Consider the following 24767-nt stretch of genomic DNA (forward strand, 5'->3'; position numbering starts at 1 on the left):
GTCTGCGGGTTCCCTCGCGGGGAAAAAAACCAGCCGGACGATGTTACTATACCGGCCCCCGAAAGACCCCGCGTGCGCCGGAACATTACCTAGTTGCGGCCCTCGCTCTTTTTGTTCGCCAGAAAGCGCGCCCTTTCGCTGAACCCGGACGGCCCAGTACTGCTCGCCGCCGTGGCCCGCCCCGGGAAACCTTGGGGAGACGCCGGACATTCGGGCGCGCAAGCGGCAGGAGACGAAGCGGTGGGGCAGCGACGGGGTCGGCACGCACACGCACCGGGCAACCGTGGTCTGCGCACCGTCCTGCGACTGCTGCCGGCGCTCCTCGTCATCGGCGGCGCCGCCTACGAGTACAGCACCCCGGCGGGCTTCGCCGGTTCCCCTCTGTTCAGTGCCGCACCCCTGGTGGCGGCCCCCTTCTTCTCGATGCGCGCCACGATCCTCGCCGGTGTCGCCTCGATCGCGGCGATCGTCGCCGTCCATCTGCGCTTCACGAACGACTTCGGCTCCGACATCGTGACCGAGATGGTCACGGTGGCCACCGTCTGCCTGCTCGCCTGCTTCATCAACCGGATCGTGCGGCACAGCAGCGAACAGCTCGCCTCCGCCCGGCACATCGCGGAGGCGGCCCAGCGCGCCGTCCTGCCGGCCCCGCCCGGCCGGACCGGCGGCCTGGACGTCGCCGTGCGCTACGAGGCCGCGCAGGCGGGCGCGTTCATCGGCGGCGACCTCTACGCGGTGCAGGACACCCCGCACGGCGTGCGCGTCGTCGTCGGCGACGTGCGGGGCAAGGGCATGGGCGCGGTGTCGGCGGTGGCCGTCGTCATCGGCGCGTTCCGCGAGGCCGCCGAGCAGGAGGGCAGCCTGGAGAACGTGGCCCGGCGCCTGGAGCGGGCGCTGGCCCGCGAGGGCACCCGGCGCAGCGGCGTCGACGACTTCGAGGGCTTCACGACGGCGGTGCTCGCCGAGTTCCCGTACGGGGCGGGCCTGGTGCGGGTGCTCAACCGCGGGCACCCGGAGCCGCTCCTGCTGCACGGCGACGGCACGCTGCGGATGCTCGGTCCGGGCGAGGCCGCGCTGCCGCTCGGTCTGAGCGCGCTGGGCAGCTGGCCGGACCGGGCCACCGAGGAGGCGTTCCCCGCCGGCGCCACGCTGCTGCTCTACACCGACGGCCTGTCCGAGGCGCGCGACGCGCACGGCGTCTTCTACGACCCGGCGGACCGGCTGTCGGGGCGGAGGTTCAGCGGACCCGAGGAACTGCTCGCGGAGGTCGCCGAGGAGGTCCGGGAGCACACCGGCGGGGGCGCGCGGGACGACATGGCGCTGCTCGCCGTGCGACGTCCTTGATCGACATCACGGGGGGTGATCGAACGGCACCCCTGCGCATAACAATTGATACAGCGTCAGAAAGTCGTGGCGGATCCGTGTCCTCCGACTCGGGGTCAACTCGCCCGATTCCGCCCGCTCGTGCCCTGATAAGTCCAGGCCAAAGACGTGAACGATCAGTGGGAACGGCTTGGAAATCGTGTCGGCTGTCTATTAACGTTCGATAACGCAGCGCGGTCGTCCCAGCCGTCACAAGAGTCGGCTCCGCGCGCACGCGCTTAATCCCGAAAGGGAGCCGGGGAACCACCAACTTGGGGTGAATCGGACCGTAGCGACGCATGTGCGTCCGTCTACGCCCGTAGGAGACCTTCCTGCTCCGAACCCGTCAGCTAACCCGGTAGGCGAGAAGGAAGGAAAGGAGAGCGCCCCCGTGGCGTCGAACCGGCCTGCCCCCGAGTTCTCCTACGGCTCCGCCGAAGCGTCTGACGACTTCGGCGTCGAGCGAGAGAACTGGGAGGAGTGGAACCCCACCGAGGAGTCCGTCCGACCGGTCCGCGGCCGGCACCGCGTGGCCCGCCAGCGCGGCGGACTCGCGCGCAGCTCCACGGTTCTCGGCGTCGGCGTGATCGCCGCCGTCGGCGCCGGCGGCATCGCCACCGCGCAGGGCGGCAAGCCCGCGGTCTCGCTCTCCATGCCCGACCTTTCCGCGGTCAAGGACTCGCTGCCCGAGGCCAAGTCCCTGCCGGGCGTGGGCGCGCTCATATCCGGCTCGGACGACTCCGCCGACTCCGCGTCCGACGGCTCGCCGGCCGCGCAGGCCGCCCCGCTCACCACGGTGACCGACGGCGCGCAGGGACAGTCCGACGCGGGCGAGGCCCTGCGGGCCCGCATCATGGCCCAGGCCGAGACGCAGCAGTCCGCCGCCGAGGAGGCCGAGCGCCAGGCCGCCGAGGAGGCCGCCGCGCAGAAGGCCGCCGAAGAGGCCGCCGAGCAGCAGAAGGCCGCCGAGGCCAAGGCCGCCGCCGAGAAGAAGGCGGCCGAGGAGGAGGCCAAGCGCAAGGCCGAGGCCGAGCGCCTCGCCAAGCTGGCCAAGAGCTACAAGCTCCCCGTCGCCTCGTACACGCTCACCGGCACCTTCGGGCAGCCGGGCTCCATGTGGTCCTCCGGCTACCACACGGGCCTCGACTTCGCGGCCTCCACCGGTACGCCGATCTACGCGATCCACTCCGGGACCGTCACCGAGGCGGGCTGGGCCGGTGCCTACGGCTACCGCACCGTCCTCACCCTCGACGACGGCACCGAGCTGTGGTTCTGCCACCAGTCCTCGATGAACGTCAGCGTCGGCCAGAAGGTCAGCACCGGCGACGTCATCGGCCGCGTCGGCGCGACCGGCAACGTGACGGGCGCCCACCTCCACCTCGAGGTCCACCCCGACGGCCAGGCCACGGGCGTCGACCCGGCCGCCTGGCTGCGCGACAAGGGCCTCGGTCTCTGACCTTCCCCGATCCCCGGCGGTCCTGGCGGCAACCCCCCGACGCCAGGGCTGCCGGTTCCGCGTGCCCGCGCGCGCCCGCCGGCCGACACCCCGTCAGACCGACTGAGGTCCACCTCCGCCGGAACCGGCCGGAATACCGGATTCTGTGCGGGCGTTGAGAGGGTTCATGACTTCTCTGCGCTCACTCGGCTCCTCGGACCTCGAGGTCTTCCCCCTCGCCCTCGGTGGCAATGTCTTCGGCTGGACGGCGGACGAGGCCGCCTCCTTCGCGGTCCTCGACGCCTACACCGCCGCCGGCGGCAACTTCATCGACACCGCCGACTCCTATTCGGCGTGGGTGGAGGGCAACGAGGGCGGCGAGTCCGAGACCGTGATCGGCCGCTGGCTGGCCGCGCGGGGCCGGCGCGACGACGTCGTCATCGCCACGAAGGTGAGCCAGCACCCGCGGTACCAGGGCCTGTCCGCGGACAACATCAAGGCCGCCGCCGACGCCTCGCTGCAGCGCCTGGGCACCGATCACATCGACCTGTACTACACGCACTTCGACCAGCCCGACGTGCCCGTCGAGGAGATCATCGGCGCGCTCGACGAGCTGGTGCGGGCGGGCAAGGTCCGCTACATCGCGGCGTCCAACATCACCCCGGCCCGCCTCCAGGAGTCCCTGGACCTCTCCGACCGCGAGGGCCTCGCCCGCTACGTCGCCCTGCAGCCGCACTACAACCTGGTCTCGCGCGACACGTACGAGGGCGCACTGGAGCAGGTCGCCTCCCGCGCGGGCCTCGGCGCCGTCCCGTACTACGCGCTCGCCTCCGGCTTCCTCACCGGCAAGTACCGCACCGGCGTCACCGTCGACAGCGCGCGGGCGCAGGGCGCGGCCCGGCACCTGGAGACCGCGCGCGGGCAGGCCGTCCTCACGGCCCTCGACGAGATCGCCAAGGAGCGCGACGCGCAGGTCGCCACCGTCGCCCTGGCCTGGCTCGCCGCGCAGCCCACCGTGACCGCGCCGATCGCCTCGGCGCGCACCGTGGAGCAGCTCCCGGCGCTGCTCGCCGTCGCGGACCTCGAACTCACCGAGTCCGAGCTCCAGCGCCTCGGCCGCGCCTCCGCCTGACCGACAGCGGGCAGGCCCGGCAGGCCTAGTACCGGTACGGGTTGTAGTACGGGGGGCCCTGCACCGGCGGCCCCGCGTACACCGGCCACACCGGCACGACGGCGCGGGCCGCGTAGGCGAGGGCGGCCCGCGCGTAGCCCTGCCGCCGCCACAGCGCGTCGAGCAGCTCCCGCTCCCGTACGACGAAGTCGGCGCCGGCCCGGCCGCGGGCGCCGCGCCGGCGCAGCAGGGCGAGCGAGGTCGCGTACTCCTCGTACTCGGTGACCGCCGTCAGGGCCTCCTTGCCGCCGAAGTGCGCCGCGTACTCGCGGGCCAGGCGGCGGGCCTTGAGGGAGCCGAGCGCGAAGGGTTCGGGCGGGGCGAGCCAGCCGGCGGCCACATAGGCGGGCAGCTCCTCGCGGACGGCGCGCAGCTCGCGCTGGCGCAGGAACACGGCGAGCCAGGTGAGCAGCCCGAACACCGGCACCATGAACGTGGCGTAGACGGCGAAGAAGCCGTACTCGCCGAAGTTCGACGAGCCGTTCCAGAAGGCGTGCATGCCCATCGCGGTGAGGAGTCCGGCGAGCGGCAGCAGCACGCGGCGCACCTGGCCGCGGTCGGGGGCGGTGACGGCGGCGATGCCGAAGCCGATGCCGGTCAGCACCGTGAACAGCGGATGCGCGAACGGCGACATGACGACGCGGACGAAGAACGTCGCGGCGGTCACCGAACTGAGCCCTGGGCCTGTGCCGCTGATCTGGTCGGTGCCGAACGCGTTGCCCAGATAGAGGATGTTCTCGGTGAACGCGAAGCCGGTCGCGGTGACCCCGGCGATGACGATGCCGTCGACGACCCCGGCGAAGTCGCGTCTGCGGAACAGGAAGACGAGCAGCACCGCCGCCGCCTTCGCCGACTCCTCGACGACGGGCGCTATGACGGTCGCGCCGAGGGTGTCGGCGCTGGTCGGATCCGCAGTCGCGGTCGCTATCCAGCGGGTGGCGAAGCTGTTCGCCACGATCGCGATGAGGGCCGCCGCGCAGGCGCCCCACGCGAACGCGAACACCGTGTTCCGCCAGGGGCCCGGCCGGACCCGGTCCAGCCAGCGGAAGGCGGATATCAGCAGCGGCACCGGCAGCACGGCCAGGCCGAGGCCGACGAGGAAGCCCTCCGTGCCGGTCTGCTCCCGCACCAGCGCCAGGATCACCGCGCCGGACAGCGCGAGCAGCGCGGCGAGCGCCGTGGCCCGCACGCCCTTCCGCTCCCACCAGCGCGGATGCGGGACCGCGCCGCTCGGCGGGGTGCCGAGGGCGTGGTCCTGATGCGGTGGATAGGTGGGGTACGGGGCCACGGATTGACCCTAACGAGGGATGCGGGGCGCCGCGACGGGGCCCGTCCCCGGGGCGGGGCTCAGCGGCGCGTGAACAGCAGGTCGTGCACCACGTGGCTCTTGTCCAGGCCCTTGCCCTCGAACCGGGTCAGGGGGCGGAACTCGGGGCGCGGGGCGTAGCCGCCGTCCGCGATCGTGTTCACGTAGTCGGGGTGCGCGGTGAGGACCTCGAGCATCTGCTCCGCGTAGTCCTCCCAGTCCGTCGCGCAGTGCACCAGCGCACCCGGCTTCAGCGGGCCGGCGACCAGGGACAGGAACTCGGGCTGGATCAGGCGGCGCTTGTTGTGCCGCTTCTTCGGCCACGGGTCGGGGAAGTAGACGCGCAGGCCGTCGAGGCAGTCGTCCGGCAGCATCGAGCGCAGCAGGATGATCGCGTCCCCGTTGGCGACCCGGACGTTGCTCAGCCCGTTGCGGTCCGCCAGATTGAGCAGGTTCCCCTGGCCCGGCGTGTGCACGTCGACGGCGAGGATCCCGGTGGTCGGGTCGTCGGCGGCCATCTGCGCGGTGGCCTCGCCCATCCCGAAGCCGATCTCCAGCACGATCCGCTCGACCCCGGGGAACATTCCCGGCAGATCCAGCACCCGCTGCCCGTCGATGTCGAGACCCCACTTGGGCCACAGCCGCTCCAGGGCGTCCGCCTGAGCGGTGGTGACCCGGCTGCGGCGCGGCTGGAAACTCCGGATCCGCCGCTCGAAGTGCGACCCCGCGGGATCGGGCCGCGGCCCGTCCGGGAACCGGGGCTCATTGGGCCGGGCGGCGGCGGCAGCGGCCCGAGCGGCGTCGTCGGACAGCTCGGACGGCTCGGACGGCTCGGCGGCGTGGGGGATCTCAGGCGACTCAGACACAATGCCCTCGATTTTACGTACCCCGGGGAGCGGCAGCGCGGCCCGCTCCGGGCTCCTGCCCCGCCTGCGAGGCTCTGGTCGGCCTAGAGAGACGCCAGCACCCTGCGGGCGATCTCCCGCCCGATGGGGAGGGACGCCGTCGCCGCCGGGGACGGGGCGTTCAGGACGTGGACCGTGCGGGGGCCCTCGCTGATGAGGAAGTCGTCGACCAGGGTGCCGTCACGCAGCACCGCCTGGGCCCGCACCCCCGCCGGCGCCGCCACCAGGTCCCGCGACTCCACCGCCGGCACCAGCCTGCGCACGGCTCGGGTGAACGCCCCCTTCGACACGGACCGCACGATCTCCCCCGCCCCGTACCGCCAGTGCTGCCGCGCTATGTGCCACGACCCCGGCCAGCCGAGCGTCCCGGCCAGCTCGCGGGGCCGCACGGTCCCCCAGCCGTACCCCTCGCGGGCCAGCGCCGGCACCGCGTTCGGCCCCACGTGGACGCCGCCGTCGATGCCGCGCGTCAGATGCACCCCGAGGAACGGGAACGCCGGATCCGGCACCGGATAGACGAGCCCGCGCACCAGCTCGGGCCGGGCCAGCTCGAAGTACTCCCCCCGGAACGGCACGATCCGCATCCCCGGGTCGTCCCCGGCGAGCCGTGCCACCTCGTCGCACCGCAGCCCCGCGCAGTTCACCATCACCCGCGCCCGCACCACGTCCCCCGCGCGCGTGCGCACCGCGACGCCCCGCTCGGGCCGCCGGTCGATCTGCACGACCTCCGCCCCGTACCGGATCTCCGCCCCGGACACCTCCGCGAACCGCTCCGCGACCGCCCGGTAGTCCGCGATGCCCGTCGTCCCCACATGGATCGCGGCGAGCCCCCGCACCTCGGGCTCGTACTCCTGGATCTGGGCGGGGCCCAGCTCCCGCACCGAGATCCCGTTCTCCCTGCCGCGCTGGACCAGGGCGTGCAGGCGCGGCAGCTCGTCCCGCTCCGTGGCGACGATCAGCTTCCCGGTGACCTCGTGCGGGATCCCGTACTCCGCGCAGAACTTGACCATCTCGGCCGCCCCGCGCACCGCGAACCGCGCCTTCAGCGAGCCCGGCCGGTAGTAGATCCCGCTGTGGATCACCCCGCTGTTACGCCCCGTCTGGTGCCGGGCCGGGCCCGGCTCCTTCTCCAGGACGACGACCCGCGTGCCCGGCGCGGCCCGCGAGACGGCATACGCGGTGGACAGACCGACGATCCCCCCGCCGACCACCAACACATCCCCGTCGAACGCAGCCGTCCCCACCAGGCCTCACCTCCACGCCCTGCATCTTGCCCGACGCCACTGACAACGCGCTGTGTGCGGTGCGCCCGACCCCGGGCGACGGTCGGCGCGACCCCCGCGGGGGCCTACGCCGGCGCCATGAGGAGGGGACGCGCCCGTTCTCGTAATTCCACCACTCTCGGCTCGTCGCCGTAGGGCTCCAGGCGGTGCAGCAGGTCCCGGACGTACTCGGTCGTGCGGGCCGAGGAGATGCGGCCCGCCACCTCCAGCGCGCGCGTGCCCTGCTCGCACGCCGCGTCCAGGTTCCCCGACTCCAGCTCGGCCACCGCCGACACCACCAGACGCAGCCCGTGCGAGCGCACGAACTCCTCCGTGGGCTTCGACAGCGCCTGCTCCGTGAACCGGCGCACCTGCCGGGGCGCCTTCAGGTCCCGGTAGCACTCCGCCGCGTCCGCCGCGAAACGGTCGTAGGAGTAGAAGCCGAGCCAGGACGGATCGTTGTCCCCGTCGCGGGCCCGCTCCAGCCAGCCCTCCGCCGCCCGCAGCGAGGCGCCGGCCGCCTGCGCGTCACCGGCACGCGCGTGGGCGCGCGCCTCGACGAGCCGGAAGAAGCTCATGGTGCGGGCCGTCGCCAGGCTCTTGTTCCGCTCCAGGGCCGCCTGCGCCAGGTCCACGCCCTCGTCCCCGAACCCCCGGTACGTCGCCTGCAGCGACATGGAGGCGAGTACATAGCCGCCGAGCGGCACGTCCGCCGCCGCCCGCGCGAGCCGCAGCGCCTGGATGTAGTACCGCTGCGCCGCCTCCTGCTGCCCGGTGTCGAACGCCATCCACCCGGCCAGGCGCGTCAGTTCGGCCGACGCGCCGAACAGGGAGCGGCCCACGTCGTCCGAGTAGGAGCCGAGCAGCAGCGGCGCCGCCTCCACCCGCAGACACTCGGGCACCATCGACGAACGCCAGTCCCCGCCCCCGTACTTGGAGTCCCAGCGCCGCGCGTCCTCCGCCGCCTCGCGCAGCTTGCGCACATCGCTGTGGCCGACCTTCTGCGGTGCGCCCTCCTCGGCGCTGTGCGCCTCCCGCGCGACCGACGAGTCGGCCGGGGTTATCAGCCACCGCGAAGCGGGCGTCGCGTACGCGCTGACCGCGAAGGAGCCCGCGAGGGACTGCCAGATCCCGCCACCGCCCGCGCGGCGGCCGGCGAGGTCGAGCCGGTACAGCTCCGTCGCCGACTTCACCGCCGCCCGCACGTCCCGCGGGAAGGCGAGGCCGACCTCGGGCGCGGGGTCCGCGTCCGCGAGGCCGATCTCGTGCAACGGCACAGGCCGGCCCAGCTTCTGGCCGATCGCGGCGGCGATCAGGTGCGGGGCGGCGCCCTGCGGCACCATGCCCTTCGACACCCAACGGGCCACCGACGTCTTGTCGTAGCGCAGCGTCAGTCCGCGCTGCGCCCCCAGGTCGTTGACCCGGCGCGCCAGTCCTGCGTTGCTGATTCCCGCGAGGGCGAGAACGGCGCCGAGCTTCTCGTTCGGCCCGCGTAGCTCCCTGGACATGCGTCACCCCTCGACACAGACGGCTGCCGCGCCTGGCGGCTACGCCGAGAAGACGGCCCGACTCGGCCTGGCATAACCGCGCGGCATTCGTACACCCAGCGTAGTTCGCCGGATCCCAAGCGTTAAGGGCAGCGGTTCCATCTGGCGGGATTGTTGTCCGTACTGAAGTACGGCGCAGGCCACGCCGTGTGACCGTGTGCTCCGCCCGTGGTGCCGTGCGCCTGCGCGTGCGCTCTTGGCCGGTCCTGGGGGGAGGGCTTCCATGGGACCTGCGTGGGTCGGCCCGCTGTACTGGATCCAGCGGGCTGGGGGACACCGCCGCCTTCATCCCCGCGGGTGGCGGAACGGTCCGGGAGGCCGACCGAGCCTCCCGGACTGCGCGTTGCGCGCTGTGGCCGAAGCGGGTCGGCCGGCTCCGGCCATCACGCGCCGATTTGGCCGAATCTCGCCGCTGTTGTTCCGTTGTCGCCCCGCGCTGCCTGGGTAGTGCCGCGGGTCCGCCCGGGTTCAACCATCGCTCAAATGGGGCGCATCAGGGCGGTATCGGGGGCGCACGAGGGGGAGCGCGCGCCATTTTCCCGTGCCCACTTGCATCCTCCCCGACGCCGGCTTCGTGGCAGCATGGGTCCCCCTTGGATGTCCACAGCTTGTGGAGGCGGCGATGCGGTGGTTGGTGGGGTGGAGCAGTACCGCCGCCGGACCTGTCACCCCCGGCTCCGCCGGAGCGACCGGTACGGACGGCGAGACGGTCCACCCGGTCGGGTCCCAACTCCTGTGGGGCGACCCGGATCCCCTGTGGGCCGTCGGCGACTGGCGCCCCGACGAAGTGCGCATCGTGAAGGTCGACGACCAGACCCGCATCGCCGTCCTCGGCGTGTGCGGCGCCTCCGACGAGCAGCTGCGCGTCGGCCTGTTCGCCGCCCGCGGCGGCGCCCTGCGCCACCTCACCGCCTGGCCCGGCAGCTACACGGCCGTCGTCCAGGCAGGCCGCCGCGTCACCGTCCTCGGCGACCTCGCGGGCGCCCGGCCCGTCTTCCACACCCCCTGGGCCGGCGGCACCGCCTACGCCACCGCCGCCCTCCCGCTCGCCGACCTCATCGAGGCCAACCTCGACGTCGGCCACCTCGCCGCGCTGCTCGCCGCCCCGGACGTCCCCGAGGCCCTGCACGACTCGACGCCCTACGAAGGCGTCCACCGCATCCCGCCCGGCCACGCGCTCGTGCTGCGCGCCGGCACCCGCGAGATCGCCGGCTACGAGCCCGTCGCGTCCCTCGCCGTCGCCGCCACCCCCACCGACCCCGCCGACGCCGTGGACGGCGTGCGCGACGCCCTCGTGGACGCCGTACGCACCCGGCTCGCCGCCCCGCGCCACGTGCCCGGCACCGACCTCGACCCCGGGCCCGTGCCCGGCATGGGGCCCGCCGAGCGGCGCGCCGCCCGCGGCATGCCCGTGCCCGGCATCGGAGCGGACCTCTCGGGCGGGCCCGCCTCCGGCACGCTGGCGCTGCTCGCGGCGGGGCTGCCCGGGCTGCCCGGTACCGTCCTCGGGCACGGCACGGGCGCCGGCGAGCGGCTCCTCGCCGTCACCTTCAACGACCTGTCCGCCGCGCCGACGCATCACGAGGCCGAGCTGGAGCGCGCGGGGGCGCTCGCCGCGAACCCGCGCCTGCACCACGTCGTCGTGGCCGGCGGCGAAGAGACGCTGCCCTACGCCGAGTTGGACGGCCCGCTCACGGACGAGCCGAGCCCGCTCCTGGTGAGCGCCGCCCGGCATCGCGCGCGGCTCTCCTCCGGGAGCGCCGACCACTTCACGGGGTACGGCGCACGGCAGGTGCTCGACGCGCATCCGGCCCGGCTCACCGACCTCCTGATGGACCGTCGGCGCCGCCACATGGTGCGGCCCGTCGCCGCGCTCACGAAGGCGGACGGTTCCTTCACCGTGCCCGCGCGCGTGTACGGCGCCGCGCGCAAGCTCGCCCGCACGCCCTACCGGGCCGGACTCGACGGCCTGGCCGAGCTGTTGCTGCACCGGCGCTTCGACGATCCCGGCGGCGCCGTGGGGGCTTCGCTCGCCGCCCTCACCTGGGCCAGACCCGGGCCCGCCGCCCGCTGGCTGACCGGCGAGGCCCTTGCTGAAGTATCGGTTCGCCTACAGGCCGGGGCGACGCGTCCGGGACCGGGGCCGGGGCAGCGGCCCGGCGAGTTCCGGGCCCGCGCGGCGCTGGCCCGCCATGCCGCGGACCTCCGCGTCCTCGAACAGGCCGCCGAGATCCGCTTCCAGCGGCTGCACGCCCCGTTCCTCGACAACCAGGTCGTCCGCGCCTGCCGCGCCCTGCCGGAGGCGCTCCGCGTCCAGCCGGGGGCCCGCGCGGACATCCTCCGTACGGTCCTGGAGGGCGCCGGCGTCACGGACCTGCCCCCGGGCTGGGGCGCCCCCTCCCACGCCTCCTCGGAGGCCGCCGCCCGCACCGGGCTGCGGGCCTCGGCGGACACGCTGATCGCCCTCTTCGACACGCCGCTGCTCGCGCAGACCGGGCTCGTCGAGGCCCGGGTCGTCCGCAAGGCGCTCCGCGCGGCGGCCGACGGGGAACCACTGCCCGTCGACGGGCTCGCGGAACTCGTCTCACTGGAGCTGTGGCTACGGAGGCTGCTGGCGCGGCGCGGCACGTGCTGGACCGGTACGCCCGCGCGGGCACGGGCGGTCCCCTCCGGCACGGTCACCCCGGCCCGAGCCCTGGGCTCGGGGCTGTCCTGACGGCACTTCTCCGACCACGGACCCGGACCGACCCCGCACGGCCACCCGGTCCACCCAGCCTTGGGCAGTCTGCCGCCTGGGGCGATGGGGGTGCGCGTTCCATTGGGCCTCGCCCGTAGCCCCAGCCCTGCTCCCACCCACCCGCCCGCTCCGGGGGCGCCGGCCCGGCACCCTGCCCCGGGCAGCGGTACGAAGTCGGGGCCACCCAGCCTTGGGCAGTCTGCCGCCTGGGGCGGCACGGGTGGGCAAGGCGGCACCCCGGCGCCGGGCACGCGATTCATCGGGGCTCGGCTCAAGCGCCGCCGCCGTAGGGGCCGAACTCCAGCGCCGGGTGCCGCGGCGCAGACGCCGAGCGAAACGGCCGCGCGCCCGACAGGGCACACCGCAGACCCGCCCAGCCCCGTAAACCCCGCGCCCTCCCCATCCGGAGCGGCGACAATGCCCGGGTGCAGTACAGAATCCTGGGCGCCACGCAGGCGATCGACGACGCGAACGGCGACACACCCGTACCCCTGGCCGGCCCCCGCCTCCGCGCCCTCCTCACCTCCCTGGCCCTGCACACCCCCCACCCCGCCCCCGTCCACACCCTCATCGACGACGTCTGGTCCGACGCCCCGCCCGCGGACGCCCCGGCCGCCCTCCAGGCCCTCGTGGCCCGCCTCCGCAGAGCCCTCGGCAAGGACGCCGTCACCTCGGAGACCGCCGGTTACCGCCTGGCCGCCGCCCGCGACGACATCGACGCCCATGTCTTCGAGCGCCTCACCCGGGAGGGCACCCGCGCCCTCGCCGAGAACGCCCCGGACACCGCGGCCCGCACCCTGCGCGACGCCCTCGCCCTGTGGCACGGCCCGGCCCTGACCGACCTCCCGCTCCCTGACGGAGCCACCCGCCCCGAGGCCCGCCGCCTGGAGGCCCAGCGCCTGGAGGCGACCCGCGCCCGCGCCGAGGCCGATCTGCGCCTGGGCCGCGCCCCCGACCTCGTACCGGAACTGCGGGAACTGACCACGGCCCACCCGTACGACGAGCCCCTGCATGCCCTGCTGATCCGTGCCCTGCGCGCGACGGGCCGGGGCGCCGACGCCCTCGCCGCGTACGAACAGGCCCGCCGCACCCTCGCCGACGGCCTGGGCGCGGACCCGGGCCCGGACCTCCGGCGCATCCACGCGGAACTCCTCTCGGCGGCCCCCGCCCCGGCCGAGCCGGTCCAGCAGGCCCAGCAGGCCCAGCAGGAGCGACGGGCCGAGGCGGCCGGACCGGCCGGATCAGCCGGGCCGGTGGAGCCGCCCGCGCCGAGGGCCCCCGTCAGGACCGGCAATCTCCGGCCCCGTCTGAACAGTTTCGTCGGCCGGGAACCCGAACTGGACGCCATCCGTTCTGACTTGCGAGGCGCACGCCTGGTCACGCTCACGGGCCCGGGCGGCTCCGGCAAGACCCGCCTGGCGGAAGAGGCAGCGACGTCCTTCTCCCCGGCCTGGCTGGTCGAGCTGGCGCCGCTGGACGACCCGAGGGCGGTCCCCGGCGCGGTCGTCAGCGCTCTGGGCCTTCGCGAGACGGTCCTGGTGACGAGCGAGATGTCGACCGTGCCGCAGGACGACCCGACGCGGCTCCTCATCGAGCACTGCGCCCAGCGCGGCCTGCTCCTGATCCTTGACAACTGCGAGCATGTGATCGACGCGGCGGCCCAGCTCGCCGAGACCCTGCTCACGCACTGCCCGTCCCTGACGATCCTCGCCACCAGCCGCGAACCCCTCGGAGTCCCGGGGGAGTCCGTCCGCCCCGTCGAGCCGTTGCCGCCGGACCCCGCCTCCCGCCTGTTCGCCGAACGGGCCGCTGCGGTCCGCCCCGGTTTCGACCCCGCCCAGGACCGGGAGGCAGTTGCGGAGATCTGCCGGCGCCTGGACGGGCTGCCGCTGGCCATCGAGCTGGCGGCGGCCCGGCTCCGGCTGCTCACCCCGCGCCAGATCGCGGACCGCCTCGACGACCGCTTCCGTCTCCTGACCGGCGGCAGCCGCACGGTGCTGCCCCGCCAGCAGACCCTGCGCGCGGTCGTCGACTGGTCCTGGGACCTGCTGGACGAGCAGGAGCGCAGGGTGCTGTGCGAGCTGTCGGTGTTCGCCGGCGGCTGGGACCTGGAGGCCGCCGAGTCGGTGTGCGCGGCACCGCCCGCCACGACGGCGGACGCCCTGGGCTCCCTCCTCGACAAATCCCTGCTCATCGCCACCCCGCAGCCGGGCTCCGAGGGCGGTATGCGCTACCGGATGCTGGAGACGATCCACGAGTACGCGACCGAGCGCGCCGCCGAGTTCCCGGGTCTGCGCCGGGACGCCGAGCAGCGGCACACCGCGTTCGTCCGCGCGCTGCTCGAGGAGGCCGACCCCAAGATCCGCTCGGCGGAGCAACTGCCGTGGATCCAGCGCCTGGAGACGGAGCTGGACAACATCAGGGCGGCTCTGGCGCGCGCGACCCAGCCCGTCTCCTCCTCCGGTGCCCCGGACGAGGAGACGGCGATCGCGCTGACGCTGCTCATGGGCTGGTTCTGGTGGCTGCGCAACTACCGTACGGAGGCGGTCGCCTGGCTGGAGCGCGTCATCGCGCTGCTGCCCGGCCGCCGCACCCCGGACGATCCGGAGCATCCGCTGTACTGGCCGCGGATGAACCTGCGGCTGCTTGACCTGTTCCTCCTCGCGGACACCAAACCGCAGGAGACGGTGCGCGACGACGCCGACCGGGAGTACGTGGCGCGCGTGCAGGCCGCGTTCGAGCCGCCCAACCCGCGGGGCGCCCGTTTCCCGGGGATCATCTGGCCGTTCTCGCTGTTCTTCCTGGACGAGGAGCGCCGGGACGTGCGGGCGAGCCTGGACGCGGCGCTCGCCAACTGCCGGCGGTTCGGGGGCGACTGGGAGATCGGCGTGACGCTGATGTTCCGGACGCACGTCGCGGTCGACATGCCGGGCAACATGCGGGGTGTGGACGGCGATCTGGCCGAGCTGCGGGACATCAGCCGCAGGGTGGGCGACCGCTGGATGCGCGCCCAGGTGAGCAGCGCGGCCGGCGAGGCGGCGATGGCGCGCGGCTTCCTGGAGGAGGCGCAGGCCGAGTACGAGGAGTCGCTGCGGCTGGCCTACGAGGTCGGCGCGTACGCGGAGGCGCCGTTCCTGCTGGCCCGGCTGGCGGAGATCTCCTACCGGTCCGGTGACAAGGAGGCGGCGTGGCGGACGCTCGACGTGGCGCATGCCGAGGCGGCACAGGTCGGGGTGACGGACACGACGGCGTTCGTGCGGCTGCTGCGCGGCCAGTTGCTCCTTGCGGACGGTGAGGTGGCCGCCGCGCGCGAACAGTGCGACGAGGCGCGGGCGCTGGCGGAGGCCGGCACGCCGCCCCCGCAGTTCATCGCGGTCCTGGGCGCGCTCGACGCCCGGGTCACGGCGGCCGAGTCGGGGCCGCGGGCGGCCCTGGAGCTCCTCGTGCCGGTGCTGCGCGACGCGGTGATGGAGCAGTGCGCGGAGGCGGTGACGGGCGGCCTCATCGACGTAGGGGCAGAACTGAAGGCGCGGGCGGGCGGATTGGAGAGCGCGGTGCGTCTGTTCGCCGCGTCCGGCGCCCTGCGGGGCGACCTGGCGCGCCCCTACCCGGAACGGAAGGCGTGCGAGGACGTCGCGTCCCGGGCACGCGACGAGCTGGGCGCCGCGCGCTACGAGACCCTGCGCGAGCAGGGCCGGTCCTTCACCCCGGACCAGATCCTCACCGAGCTCGAACCCTAGGAGCGGCTGAGGCGCGAGCTCGGGCCGGGGGCCGGCTGAAGCGCCGGCCGCTTGCTCTAGGAGCAGGTGAAGCGGGAGTTCGCCCAGTCCGCGATCGCCGCGGCGCCGAACGGGGCGTGCGGTTCGACCACGAGGCGGATCGTCCTGGCCCCGGAGAGTCCGACGTGCACGGGCACCGCCGGCTGGTCACCCCGGACGACCGGCGACTGCCAGGCCTGCGCCCCGTCGACGTAGACGGAGAAGCGGACCGCGCCCATGCCGAGCGACATGTCGTCGACCCCGACCACCGCGTCGTAGGCGGTGCAGCTGCGGTTGAGGTCGATGGTGACCGAGGAGGTCGACGCCACCGAGACGCCGTGCGCGTACTGCTGCCCCGCGATCGACAGGCCGGTGCGCTGCCAGACCGGAGTGCTGCCGAAGCGCATCTCCGGCCCGGTGCCGTCGCCGAGGCCGCCGTACGAGAGCTGGTTCCACTGGTAGACGGCCGGGGGCGCCGGAGGCGGAGGCGTCGGCTTCGGGGTGGGAGTCGGGGTCGGCGTCGGCGTGGGGGTCGGCGTCGGCTTCGGGGTGGGAGTCGGCGTGGGCGTCGGTGTCGGGGTGGGAGTCGGCTTCGGCTTCTCGGCCGGCGGCGGGGTCGGCTCGGGCTTCGGCGCCGCGGCGGGCGGCTCCGGCTGCGGCTCGGGGGACTCCTTCGGCTTCTGCGGCACGATCGGCTGCGAGATCGGCGGCTTCTCCTGGCGCGCCTCCGGCTCGGGCTTCTTCGCGTCGCCGCCGGTGAGCGCCATGGCGACGGCCACGGCGATGCCCGTGGCCACGACACCGGCCGCGATACCTGCCTTCGCCGGGGCGCCGAGCCCCTCCGACGCGGCACCACCGGCCGCGCCGCCCGAGGTCCCGCCGGTCGCCGCGGCCGCACCGCCGGCTCCCGCGGCGCCCAGGGTGCCGCCGCCGATGATCGCGGCGACCTTCGCGTACCCGGCGGCACCGAACCAACCGATGACGGCGATCGGCACGACACCCGGGATACCGCTGGCGACTTCCTTGATCTGGCCGGCGGCCAGACGGCACTTGGCGCACTCCTCCAGGTGCTTGCGCAGCCCGCGCTCGGCACGGGTGCGCAGGCTGCCGCGCGCGTAGGCGCCGAGCCGGTCCGCGTAGCGGGAGCACTCCTCGGACTGGATGAGGGTGGCCGAGACGTGGGCCTGGAGGTAGGCCTCCTTGAGTCCCTCGCGGGCACGCTTGGCGAGCACGCGCGTGCCGTTGGCGTCGAGGCCGAAGAGGGTGGCGACATCGCTGGGCGACTCGTCCTCCACCTCCGTGTGCCACAGCACGGCCTGCCAGCGCTCGGGCAGTGAGCGGAACGCCTGCATGGCCATCGACTGCTCGGCCTCGTGCATGGCGCGGACGTCGGCGCCCAGCTCGAGCGTGTCGTCGTCGGAGACCTCGCTGGAGCGCGAGGCCTGCTGGGCGAACACGGCGAAGTCGTCGACCAGTTGCTCCCGCTTCGCGGACTTCGTCCAGCCCGCGGCGACCCGGCGCACCGTCGTCAGGAGGTACGCGCGCACCGCGTACTCGGGTCCGCTGCCGCCGCGCACGGCCTGCAGCATGCGGGCGAACACCTCGGCGGTGAGGTCGTCGGCGGTGTGTCCGTCGCGGCAGCAGGTACGGGCGTAGCGGCGCACGGAGGCCGCGTGGCGGCGGTACAGCTCCTCGTAGGCGCCGTCGTCGCCCGCGCGCATCTGTCCGATGAGGTCGGCGTCGGACGGCGGCAGATCGGCCCCGCCTGCTCCCGGCACGCCCACGACATCGGGGCCGAGACTCTCGCGCTGCGCCGGTACGGACACCTCGGGGTCGGCCGGCGCGGGCGGCTGGGCCCGGCCCGGTCCGCCCTGGCTCGGCACCTGTTGTGCGGCATCGCTGGGGGAGCGGCCGTCGCCGCTCGTTCCCTGTCCGCCGGGCTGCTGCTCGTCCCGCCCGTCAACGCTCATCGCGGAAGCCCCCGACCGCCCACTCTGACCCGAACCACCGGGAAAGAGTGCCACACAGGCACCCCACCGCGCCGGTCACTGCTCCGCAACCACTCATCCGTGGAGTTTTCCGGCCACGGGGCACTAGTGTTCGGCGGTTGGGGTAAGAGTCAAAGGCCGTACAGGCAAAGGTAGTTGGCGGCAAAGGCGCCGTACGCGCCGTTCGTGACGGAGCCCTTCGACCCATGGTGTTCAAGCCGTCACAGACGGTCGGCCATCCGCACCGGAGCCCGCGCGACCGCCCACAGGCAGCCGCCCGCACGAAGCCGGCCCGAGACACCCGACGCGAAACGGCCGACCGCCCCCGCCCGCCGAACACGGGCGATCAAAGACGCGGTCGGCCGCAGAACAGGTCGCTCACGCGGGGCGTGAGCGCAGCCCCTCCAGGAGGATGTCGAGCAGGCGGGCCGACGCGGCGGCCTGCTGCGCGGCGTCCGGCAGGGAGGGAGCCGCCGTGGCGATCACGAGGAGCACGTCCGCCACGGTCACGTCGGTGCGCAGCTCACCCGCCTCCCGCGCCCGGTCCACGAGCCGGCCCACGACGTCGAGCAGCGCGGCCGCCCCCGCGTCGTCCGCCGGAAGCACCTCGGCCGGCGCCGTCCGCTGGTCCACGAGCCGCAGGTCGGCCCCGTCGACCGCGGCCCGCTGCTGCGGCACCCGCGCCTCGTCGTGCGCCGCGGGCGGCTCGTCGGCCACGCTCACGCGCAGCACCTGCGGAGGCAGCAACCGGCCCGCGCCCGAGGCGACCGAGGTCCGCAGGAAGCGCGACAGCGCCGACCACGGTTCGTCCTCCTGGCCCAGGGCCGTGCGCGCCTGGTCGGTCAGCCGGGCCGTCTCCTCCTCGGCGATGCGCCGCACCAGCACGTCCTTGCTGGGAAAGCGCCGGTACACCGTGCCCACGCCGACCCGCGCGCGGCGCGCCACGTCCTCCATGGGCGCCCCGTACCCCAGCTCGCCGAAGACCTCCCGGGCCGCGCGCAGCACGTGCTCCAGGTTGCGCTGTGCGTCCACCCGCAGCGGAGTGGACCGGGAACTGTCGCTCGCTCCCCGCCCATTGGCCCCGCCGGGGACACTCGTCGGCGTCACGGTGGACGCCGAGGTCCAATGAGAATCCTGAATGTGCATATGTGTTCCCCCGGTAATGACGTCTCCCCCCGGAGACACTCCCCGTCATTTGTCAGCCGGAGCGTGAGGAACCGACAGAGAAGTCCGGCAGCCGTCCCGCGGCGCCGTCAGTGCGTCCCCCGACACCCCGACAGCACACGAACATAGTTGACCGGGAGTCAATTCAGAAGGGGCAGGTTCCGCACGGAGCGCCCCCCGAACGGAGTACGCGGGGATTCCGCCCCGAATGCACCCCCACCACCTCCCACCCCCTCACCCGCTGACCTGCGCACCTCCCGCGAACCCCACCCCCCGGCGCAACCGGTACGGCGCACTCCGTTCCGTCACACAAATTGTCGGGGCTGTGGACAAACGCAGGAGCCCGATGCGTCATGGGAGGGTGAGGGCAGCAAACGACCGGGGGACGACCCCCACAGCGCGCATTCTCGTCGTCGGCGGCGGATACGTCGGGATGTACACGGCCCTGCGCCTCCAGAAGAAGCTCAAACGGGAGCTGCGCAGCGGGGACGCGGAGATCGTCGTGATCACCCCCGACCCGTACATGACGTACCAGCCGTTCCTGCCCGAGGCCGCCGCCGGATCCATCTCGCCGCGCCACGTCGTCGCCCCGCTGCGCCGCGTCCTGCCGCACTGCCAGGTGATCGTCGGCGAGGTCGAGTCCGTCGACCACGCCAAGCGCACCGCCCGCTACACCACCCTCGCCAGCTCCGACGAGGGCACGGGCCCCGCCTCGATCGCCTACGACGAACTGGTCCTCGCCCCCGGCTCGATCTCCCGCACCCTGCCCGTGCCGGGACTCGCCGACCACGGCATCGGCTTCAAGACCGTCGAGGAAGCCGTCGGCCTGCGCAACCACGTCATCGAGCAGCTCGACATCGCCTCCTCCACCCGCGACCCCGCGATCCGCGACGCCGCCCTCACCTTCGTCTTCGTCGGCGGCGGCTACGCGGGCGTCGAGGCCCTCGGCGAGCTGGAGGACATGGCCCGGTTCGCCGCGAAGCACTACCACAACGTCAAACCCGAGGACCTCAAGTGGATCCTCGTCGAGGCCAGCGACCGGATCCTGCCCGAAGTGGGCCCCGAGATGGGCCGCTACACGATCCGCGAACTGCGCGGCCGCAACATCGACGTACGCCTCGAGACCCGTCTCGAATCCTGCGAGAACCGCGTCGCCGTCCTCAGCGACGGCTCCCGCTTCCCCACCCGCACCGTCGTCTGGACCGCCGGCGTCAAACCCAGCCCGCTGCTCGCCGCCACCGACCTGCCCCTCGACGAACGCGGCCGCCTCACCTGCACCGCCGCCCTCGCCGTCGACGGCGCCCCGCACGCCTGGGCCGCCGGCGACGCCGCCGCCGTCCCCGACACCACCGCCGACGCACCCGGCCGCACCTGCGCGCCCAACGCCCAGCACGCCGTCCGCCAGGCCAGGACCCTCGGCGACAACATCGCGGCCTCCCTGCGCGGCGAACCCCTCACCGACTACGCCCACGCGTACGTGGGATCCGTAGCCTCCCTCGGCCTCCACAAAGGCGTCGCACACGTCTACGGACGCAAGCTGAAGGGCTACCCTGCCTGGTTCATGCACCGCGTCTACCACCTCAGCAGGGTGCCGACCGTCAACCGAAAGGCCCGTGTCCTGACCGAATGGACGCTCTCCGGCCTGTTCAAGCGAGAGATCGTCTCGCTGGGCTCCCTGGAGCGGCCGCGCGCCGAGTTCGAACTCGCGGCCGGTGGTGTCCCTCCTGCGGACCCTTCTGCCGACCCGCCGAAGGGACCCACCGACGATCCCTCCCCGGACCCGAAAGGGTCGTCCTGACCGCACCGTTGACGCCCGTCCCACGGCCCGACGGCGGCCCCGACGGCCCCGCACCCGGCCGCACACACGGCCCCACCTACGGAACGCGGAACTACCGCAGGCGGTCCGGCGTCTGACGTTTGTCAGTACGGTCGGCCAGACTGGTCCCCGACCATGGGCGGGCGCATCGCCCGACCACGACCCCACGAGGCTTTCCCCACCGTGAACTTCACCCGCTGGAGCGCCCGGCTCCCCGGAACGCAGCGCCGCGCGGCAGCGCGAGCCGACCACGGAGCACCCCAGCGAGGCGAGGGCGCCGTCCCCGCGGCCCGTGCCGAGCGCAGGCTCGACGAGAGCCCCGACGGCGGCCTCGACACCCTCCCGGTCCGCGACGTCCTCGACCGCATCCCCGGCCTCGTCGCCCTCGTCCAGGGCCCCGAGCACCGCGTCGCCTACCTCAACGACGCCTACGTGGCCGCCTTCGGCGACCGCCCCGCCGGCGAACCCGCCCGCACCGCGCTCCCCGAGCTCGACGAACTGAGCCTGCTGCCGCTCCTCGACCAGGTGCTGCGCAGCTCCAAGCCCCGCACGGTCAAGTCCCGCAAGACCTCCGGCGGCCGCTCGTACACCGTCACCTGCACCCCGCTGGAGACCGACGGCGGCCCCGGAGTCCTGATCTTCGCCGCCGACGTCACCGACCACGCCGAGGCCGCCGAACGGCTGCGCACCAGCGAGCGCCGCCAGCGCGAGACCGCCGTCACCCTCCAGCGCTCCCTGCTCCCGCAGGAACTGGAGGAGCCCGACGACCTGCGCATCGCCGCGACCTACCAGCCCGGCGGCACCGAGGCCGCGGTCGGCGGCGACTGGTACGACGTCATCACTCTCGGCGGCGGCCGCACCGCCCTCGTCATCGGCGACGTCATGGGACGCGGCGTCCGCGCCGCCGCGGTCATGGGCCAGCTGCGCACCGCCGTCCGCGCCTACGCGCGCCTCGACCTGCCCCCGCACGAAGTACTGCAACTGCTGGACGGCCTCGCCACCGAGATCGACCCGCACCAGATCGCCACCTGCGTCTACGCCGTCCACGACCCCAACGAGGGCCGCCTCGTCTACGCGTCCGCGGGCCATCTGCCGATCCTCGTCCGCGACGAGACCGGCACCATCCACCGCGCGGAGGAACCCACCGGTCCGCCCCTCGGCACCGGCGGCTGGCTGCACGCCTCGGGCTCGGTCCCGCTCGGCCCCGGCTCCACCGCGGTCCTCTACACGGACGGCCTGGTCGAGCGCAGGGACGAGGACATCGACGAGGGCGTCGCCGCCCTGGAGCGCGCGCTGGCCGGCGCCACCGGTACCCCGCAGGTCGTCTGCGACCGGCTGATGCGCGCCCTCGGCGTCGGCGCCGACCATGACGACGACGTCGCCGTCCTGGTCCTCCAGCACCCGGCCCGCAAGGGCACCGACGGGGAGCTCTTCCGCAACGCCGCGCTCGAACTGCTCGGCGGCGTCGAGGCGGCCCCCCGCGCCCGCGCCTTCGCCTCCGGCGTCCTCACCAGCTGGCGCTTCCCGACGGACCTGCACGACCTGGGCGTCCTCGCGGCCAGCGAACTCGTCGCGAACTCGCTCCAGCACGGCACCCCGCCCATGCGCCTGCGCCTGCGCCGCACGGACCGCCGCCTGATCATCGAGGTGACCGACGGCGACGACCACCTGCCCCGGCGCCGCCGTGCGGAACCGGGGGACGAGACGGGCCGCGGCATCGCGATCGTCGCGACCATCGCCTCGAACTGGGGATCACGACGCACACCGGGCGGCGGCAAAGCCGTCTGGTGCGAGTTCGTCCTCCCCGACAGCACCTCCTGAGCGCTGCTGCTTCAGCCGGCGGACACCGTGGTCGCCGGCTCGGGCGCGCCCTTCATCACGACGCGGCTGCCGGCCAGCGACGGCTGGTCCTGCACCGGCGTCAACCGCTTCCCGAGTCTCAGCCCGAGCACGGTGATGCCGAGCGAGAACAGCATGAACGTCACGATGTACGGACCGTGCAGCGCGGCGCCCATGGGCCCGCCCACCGCCGGCCCGACGGCCAGCGCGAGCTGCTTGACCAGCGCGAACGCCGAGTTGTACGACCCGACCATGCCGTCCGGGGCCAGATCGGCGACCAGCGGCGCCACGGTCGGCGACAGCATCGCCTCACCGAGCCCGAACAGCGCGTACGTCGAGATGAACGCGGCGGTGGCCATGGCCTGGCTGCCGTGCCCGAGCCCCGCGTACCCGGCGGCCGCCCACGCGACGGCCCAGATGATGCCCACAGCGGCGATCACGCGCGAGCGCTTGCGACGCTCCACGAACTTCAGGACGGCGAACTGGGCGACGACGATCATCGCCGTGTTCGCCGCGAGGGCGATGCCCAGGGTGGACGGGGAGATCCCGGCGGCCTCGACACCGTAGGCGCTCAGTCCGGACTCGAACTGGCCGTAGCAGGCGAAGAACAGCACGAAGCCCAGCACGCACAGCTGGACCATCGCCCGGTGCCCGAGCAGCGTGCGCAGTCCGCCCTTGGAGTCGCCCTTGGGCGCGGCCTCACCCAGGTGCTGCCCCTGCGGCATCCGCACGGTCAGCACGATGCCCGCGAGCACCAGGAACATGACGGCCTCGATGCCGAAGAGCAGCAGGAAGCTGTCCGGCCGGTTCACGTCGACGATCTGGCCGCCGATCAGGCCACCGATGCCGAGTCCCAGGTTCTGCAGGAAGAACTGCATGGCGAAGGACCGCGTCCGGGTCTCCGGGGAGGAGCACCAGACGATCATCGTGGCGAGCGCGGGCTGCAGCACGGCGGTGCCCGCGCCGAGCACGGCGGCGGCCGCGATGGCCGCCGGCTCACTGACGGCGAGCCCGAGCCCGACGGCCCCGACCGCCGCCACACCCGACGCGACGAGCAGGACGGGCATGGGGCCGCGCCGGTCGATGGCGCGGCCGGTGAACGGCAGGACGACGAGGGCGGCCATCGCGAACGCGGCGAGCACTACGCCCGCCGCACCGGCCCCCAGTTCCCGGACCTCTGCCACATAGACATAGAGGAACGGAACCGTGAAGCCCACGCCGAACGAACTCAACGCGCTACCCACCTGCACACGCCGCATCGCGGCGCCCATCGCCCTGGTCACTTTCACCTGCCTCTTCCGTGAAGCCTTCACCCTGAAGACTTCGAACCTAAAGTTAGAAGCTAAACAGTACACCTCGAAGGACTTCGACGCCAACTGGCCGCGTGCCATACTTCGCGGCATGGCGGACAACCCCGACGGACCGACAGCGGAGCCGACCCTCGAAGAGCAGATCGCGGCGTACCAGCGCGAGTTCCAGGACCTCGACCCCCAGGTCGAGCAGATCGTCTCGGCGCTCGGCAGGCTCAACCGGCGCATGAACGTGGCGTACGGCAGGCAGACCGCGGAGATCGGCATCAGCAACGCCGAGTGGGAGGTCCTGAAGGCCCTCGTCCTGTCCGGCGCCCCGTACCGCATGGGCCCCGGCGAGCTCGCCAAGCGACTCGGCCTCACGCCCGCCGCGATGACCCACCGCATCGACCGGATGGTCCAGGAGGGCCTGGTCACCCGGGACCGCGACGAGAGCAACCGCGTACGCGTCATCGTCGAGCTCACCGCAGAGGGCCGCGAGAAGTGGCTGGCGGCCATGCGCCTCGCCACGGTCTTCGAGGAGGACCTCCTCCAGGACCTCACCTCCGTGGAGCGGGGCCTGCTCGGCGAGGTCCTCACCCGCCTGCTCCGCCGCGTCGAGCACGCCCAGCCGGACGCCGGCGGCCGGCTCAACGACCTGGACTGAGGCCCCGCACGGAACCCGCCAGGGTGTTCACCGGGTGGGGGTTGACACGCCCCTCCCCGGTCCGTAAAGTTCTTCGGGTTGCCGCGGGGCCGTAACGGTTCTGCGACAGCACCTTCCGCCGCGAACGCGGCACCCACACACCAGCACGATCTCCCAACGGGAATGATTTCGGCATGTCCGAATTCCATTCGAAATTGGGTTGCGCAGGACCCGATCGACTCGATTAGGAACTGCCGCGAGGATCCGCTAATGTTTGGGACGTCGGAACGGCCCAACAGCCGCGAAGACAAACCCGGTTGACTGGGAATCAGGCCCGAAAGGATCTGATAGAGTCGACACCGCAGGAAGGCCGAAAGGCCGGAAAGCGAAAAAGCAAGACCAGCAAGACCCCGAGGAAATCGGCCGGTGAAACGGTCTGATAGAGTCGGAAACGCAAGACCGAAGGGAAGCGCCCGGAGGAAAGCCCGAGAGGGTGAGTACAAAGGAAGCGTCCGTTCCTTGAGAACTCAACAGCGTGCCAA

Annotated in this window: 15 protein-coding genes and 1 riboswitch; of the genes, 8 read left to right on the forward strand and 7 right to left on the reverse strand. The window is 73.5% G+C overall.

Annotated features, from left to right (window positions below; translation table 11 throughout):
- Nucleotides 1-240: 240 nt before the first annotated feature.
- The 3 genes from ACFW9D_RS07425 (at nt 241) to ACFW9D_RS07435 (ending at nt 3929) form a co-directional block, all read left to right on the forward strand.
- Nucleotides 241-1344 (forward strand): PP2C family protein-serine/threonine phosphatase, encoded by a 1104-nt coding sequence (locus ACFW9D_RS07425; RefSeq protein ID WP_384618939.1) that lies wholly within the window; start codon nt 241-243, stop codon nt 1342-1344.
- A 244-nt stretch (nt 1345-1588) separates the two neighbouring features.
- Nucleotides 1589-1742, forward strand: a riboswitch (cyclic di-AMP (ydaO/yuaA leader).
- Nucleotides 1743-1753: 11 nt separating this feature from the next.
- Complete coding sequence (locus tag ACFW9D_RS07430) at nt 1754-2818, forward strand: M23 family metallopeptidase (protein WP_384618941.1); 1065 nt, start codon at nt 1754-1756, stop codon at nt 2816-2818.
- Between the two features lie 166 nt (nt 2819-2984).
- Nucleotides 2985-3929, forward strand: a complete 945-nt coding sequence (locus ACFW9D_RS07435; protein ID WP_188337794.1) for an aldo/keto reductase — start codon at nt 2985-2987, stop codon at nt 3927-3929.
- Nucleotides 3930-3954: 25 nt separating this feature from the next.
- On the opposite strand, the gene ACFW9D_RS07440 is transcribed toward ACFW9D_RS07435, so the two are convergent.
- The 4 genes from ACFW9D_RS07440 to ACFW9D_RS07455 all read right to left on the reverse strand — a co-directional run bounded on the left by ACFW9D_RS07440 (nt 3955) and on the right by ACFW9D_RS07455 (nt 8949).
- A complete protein-coding gene (locus tag ACFW9D_RS07440) occupies nt 3955-5256 on the reverse strand; it encodes a PrsW family intramembrane metalloprotease (RefSeq protein ID WP_384618945.1) in 1302 nt (433 codons plus the stop codon).
- Between the two features lie 59 nt (nt 5257-5315).
- Nucleotides 5316-6086, reverse strand: coding sequence for a tRNA (guanosine(46)-N7)-methyltransferase TrmB (gene trmB / locus ACFW9D_RS07445; RefSeq protein WP_384618965.1), 771 nt, complete (start codon nt 6084-6086; stop codon nt 5316-5318).
- 137 nt (nt 6087-6223) lie between these two features.
- A complete protein-coding gene (lhgO, locus tag ACFW9D_RS07450) occupies nt 6224-7423 on the reverse strand; it encodes an L-2-hydroxyglutarate oxidase (RefSeq protein WP_188337791.1) in 1200 nt (399 codons plus the stop codon).
- 104 nt (nt 7424-7527) lie between these two features.
- On the reverse strand, nt 7528-8949 hold the full coding sequence (locus tag ACFW9D_RS07455; protein ID WP_188337790.1) for an MFS transporter: 1422 nt from the start codon (nt 8947-8949) through the stop codon (nt 7528-7530).
- Between the two features lie 661 nt (nt 8950-9610).
- Here ACFW9D_RS07455 and ACFW9D_RS07460 point away from each other — a divergent pair.
- Entirely contained in the window at nt 9611-11704 is a 2094-nt protein-coding gene (locus ACFW9D_RS07460; protein WP_188337789.1) for an asparagine synthase-related protein, read from the forward strand.
- A gap of 446 nt (nt 11705-12150) precedes the next feature.
- A complete protein-coding gene (locus ACFW9D_RS07465; RefSeq protein WP_384618950.1) occupies nt 12151-15465 on the forward strand; it encodes a BTAD domain-containing putative transcriptional regulator in 3315 nt (1104 codons plus the stop codon).
- A gap of 56 nt (nt 15466-15521) precedes the next feature.
- Here ACFW9D_RS07465 and ACFW9D_RS07470 read toward each other — a convergent pair whose 3' ends face one another.
- Entirely contained in the window at nt 15522-17453 is a 1932-nt protein-coding gene (locus tag ACFW9D_RS07470; RefSeq protein ID WP_384618953.1) for a sigma-70 family RNA polymerase sigma factor, read from the reverse strand.
- A gap of 396 nt (nt 17454-17849) precedes the next feature.
- Nucleotides 17850-18617, reverse strand: coding sequence for a TetR/AcrR family transcriptional regulator (locus ACFW9D_RS07475; RefSeq protein WP_384618956.1), 768 nt, complete (start codon nt 18615-18617; stop codon nt 17850-17852).
- 364 nt (nt 18618-18981) lie between these two features.
- Between ACFW9D_RS07475 and ACFW9D_RS07480 the strand changes: the two genes are divergently transcribed.
- Together ACFW9D_RS07480 and ACFW9D_RS07485 are read left to right on the forward strand one after the other, a co-directional pair.
- Nucleotides 18982-20433 carry an NAD(P)/FAD-dependent oxidoreductase gene (locus ACFW9D_RS07480; protein WP_384618959.1) on the forward strand — a complete coding sequence of 484 codons (1452 nt, stop codon included), beginning with the start codon at nt 18982-18984 and terminating at the stop codon, nt 20431-20433.
- A gap of 201 nt (nt 20434-20634) precedes the next feature.
- On the forward strand, nt 20635-22272 hold the full coding sequence (locus ACFW9D_RS07485; RefSeq protein WP_384618961.1) for a SpoIIE family protein phosphatase: 1638 nt from the start codon (nt 20635-20637) through the stop codon (nt 22270-22272).
- Nucleotides 22273-22283: 11 nt separating this feature from the next.
- Here the strand turns inward: ACFW9D_RS07485 and ACFW9D_RS07490 are convergent, their stop codons facing one another.
- Nucleotides 22284-23561, reverse strand: a complete 1278-nt coding sequence (locus ACFW9D_RS07490; protein WP_384618969.1) for an MFS transporter — start codon at nt 23559-23561, stop codon at nt 22284-22286.
- A gap of 130 nt (nt 23562-23691) precedes the next feature.
- On the opposite strand from ACFW9D_RS07490, the gene ACFW9D_RS07495 reads away from it, so the two are divergent.
- The gene (locus ACFW9D_RS07495) at nt 23692-24246 is read left to right on the forward strand and encodes a MarR family winged helix-turn-helix transcriptional regulator (RefSeq protein WP_188337784.1); all 555 of its coding nucleotides are present in this window, start codon (nt 23692-23694) and stop codon (nt 24244-24246) included.
- Nucleotides 24247-24767: the final 521 nt, after the last annotated feature.

The sequence above is a fragment of the Streptomyces sp. NPDC059524 genome, assembly GCF_042749255.1.
Classification (GTDB): Bacteria; Actinomycetota; Actinomycetes; order Streptomycetales; family Streptomycetaceae; genus Streptomyces; species Streptomyces xanthii.

Coding starts and splice junctions, on each gene's coding strand:
- ACFW9D_RS07435 (WP_188337794.1), top strand. CDS start 2,985: ATGACTTCTCTGCGCTCACTCGGCTCCTCGGACCTCGAGGTCTTCCCC.
- ACFW9D_RS07455 (WP_188337790.1), bottom strand. CDS start 8,949: ATGTCCAGGGAGCTACGCGGGCCGAACGAGAAGCTCGGCGCCGTTCTC.
- ACFW9D_RS07460 (WP_188337789.1), top strand. CDS start 9,611: ATGCGGTGGTTGGTGGGGTGGAGCAGTACCGCCGCCGGACCTGTCACC.
- ACFW9D_RS07470 (WP_384618953.1), bottom strand. CDS start 17,453: ATGAGCGTTGACGGGCGGGACGAGCAGCAGCCCGGCGGACAGGGAACG.
- ACFW9D_RS07475 (WP_384618956.1), bottom strand. CDS start 18,617: ATGCACATTCAGGATTCTCATTGGACCTCGGCGTCCACCGTGACGCCG.
- ACFW9D_RS07480 (WP_384618959.1), top strand. CDS start 18,982: ATGCGTCATGGGAGGGTGAGGGCAGCAAACGACCGGGGGACGACCCCC.
- ACFW9D_RS07490 (WP_384618969.1), bottom strand. CDS start 23,561: ATGGGCGCCGCGATGCGGCGTGTGCAGGTGGGTAGCGCGTTGAGTTCG.
- ACFW9D_RS07495 (WP_188337784.1), top strand. CDS start 23,692: ATGGCGGACAACCCCGACGGACCGACAGCGGAGCCGACCCTCGAAGAG.